Below are 1,450 nucleotides of genomic sequence, written 5' to 3' on the forward strand. Positions count from 1 at the left end.
ATGTGCCGGCGTTTNCAGGGCCAGTTCAACTTAATCTGCGAGTGCGTAGATTAAGTGTGAACTTGCCCTAGATAGACGCCGTTATCGGTGCGCAAACGTTTGCGCGGATGGGAGAATAGCACCGTGAAATCAGAAAATAAAGCTGCGGTGCAGCTTTTTTTCATCTCGCGTTCACTACAAAGGAAGTTTGATGCAGGCTGCCAGCCTCTGCAAAGCAGGACGGCGGGGAGCATCGCAACACGATGCGCCCCGCCGCCTGGAAGAAAGAAGCCGTATGAAGCGACATGCACGGGGTACCAGCGCAGCACCGCTCTCATGTCCGCACCCGTGCGCGGGATGGGAGGCGGCATACTTCAGGCCGGCACTGGTTCTTTGTCCCGTCGTGGCGTCACCGACGGCGCAGCATCCGGCGTGTGCCGATGTGCGCTCCGGGAAAATCGGGAAAAGAAGATCAGTGACTGAAATGGGTGCGCCGCCAGACGTAGGCACCGAAGGCACAGCTACCCACGACCACGTACATCAGGTACCACAGCAGCGCCTGGGCGCCATAGGCCATGAGCAATTCAACCAGTTTCATATTCATGCTTGTCTCCTCTTGCTTTTGATGGGCGGGCTGTTATTCGCCTGGCTTATCGTCCCAAGGGATGAAAATGTCTAAACGAGAATATCCCCGACTTGCTGCGGACGCTGTTGCCAGCCAATCTGGCCTAGGTGCCCTTCCACGCCGCGCCACGACAGTCCGTGCAAGCATCTTGCTACTGCCAAAAGATGATGTAAAGCATACATTGTTTTGCAGAGCAACAATCCAAGCCAGAGCTTCCGCCCGCCATTGCGCAATCCTGAACAATGGCTTCGCAATATGAAAACTGACCAGTCCTGGCGGGCTCTTTCGGGGTAAAAACGCACTAACGGTGTGCAGATACTTATTTTTTGATTAATTTTTTGCGTCGCAAAACCGAAAGTTGGAAAATCGTCGCCAAATGACGACTCGATGCGTCTTCTAGGGGATTTTGTGATGTTTTTGGGCGGCATCGTGTATCGGTCAGAGCAATAGCACGCAGACCGCCCTGATGTTCACGCCGCTGATATCTCTTTGCGCCACAAGACCAGCGTGCCCAACAGTCCGGCCAGGATGGAGCCGCCCAGCACCCCCAGCTTGAGCTTGGCTTCGAAATCCGGGCTCAAGCCCTGGAAGGCCAGGCCGCCGATGAACAGACTCATCGTGAAGCCGATGCCGCACAACATGCACACACCGATGAATTGCCGCGTGCTGGCCCCGCTGGGCGCGGCTGCCANGCCGCTACGTATCATCAGCCAGGCGGCACCGAATACGCCGACGGTCTTTGCCAGCACCAGCCCGGCGGCAATGCCAGCGGGATCGCTTCCACAGGTTGGACAGCGACATGCCCTGCAAGGACACGCCGGCATTGGCAAAGGCGACCATGGGCAA

General features: G+C 56.8%; 4 protein-coding genes. All 4 read right to left on the reverse strand.

Features of this window, described 5'->3' with window-relative positions:
- Positions 1–50: 50 nt before the first annotated feature.
- The 4 genes from I5W_RS31565 to I5W_RS21080 all read right to left on the reverse strand — a co-directional run bounded on the left by I5W_RS31565 (position 51) and on the right by I5W_RS21080 (position 1,428).
- Positions 51–317 (reverse strand): hypothetical protein, encoded by a 267-nt coding sequence (locus tag I5W_RS31565; protein ID WP_148289167.1) that lies wholly within the window; start codon positions 315–317, stop codon positions 51–53.
- 134 nt (positions 318–451) lie between these two features.
- Complete coding sequence (locus I5W_RS33910; RefSeq protein ID WP_256380792.1) at positions 452–583, reverse strand: hypothetical protein; 132 nt, start codon at positions 581–583, stop codon at positions 452–454.
- 71 nt (positions 584–654) lie between these two features.
- Positions 655–1,032, reverse strand: a complete 378-nt coding sequence (locus I5W_RS31570) for a hypothetical protein (protein ID WP_148289168.1) — start codon at positions 1,030–1,032, stop codon at positions 655–657.
- 42 nt (positions 1,033–1,074) lie between these two features.
- Entirely contained in the window at positions 1,075–1,428 is a 354-nt protein-coding gene (locus I5W_RS21080; RefSeq protein ID WP_441294733.1) for a Na+/H+ antiporter NhaA, read from the reverse strand.
- Between the last annotated feature and the right edge of the window lie 22 nt (positions 1,429–1,450).

The sequence above is a fragment of the Herbaspirillum sp. B65 genome (genome assembly GCF_000333555.1).
Taxonomy (GTDB): Bacteria; Pseudomonadota; Gammaproteobacteria; order Burkholderiales; family Burkholderiaceae_D; genus Herbaspirillum; species Herbaspirillum rubrisubalbicans.

Excerpts from the sequence above, each read along its gene's own strand:
- I5W_RS31570 (WP_148289168.1), bottom strand. The coding sequence starts at position 1,032 with ATGCCGCCCAAAAACATCACAAAATCCCCTAGAAGACGCATCGAGTCG.
- I5W_RS33910 (WP_256380792.1), bottom strand. The coding sequence starts at position 583 with ATGAATATGAAACTGGTTGAATTGCTCATGGCCTATGGCGCCCAGGCG.
- I5W_RS31565 (WP_148289167.1), bottom strand. The coding sequence starts at position 317 with ATGAGAGCGGTGCTGCGCTGGTACCCCGTGCATGTCGCTTCATACGGC.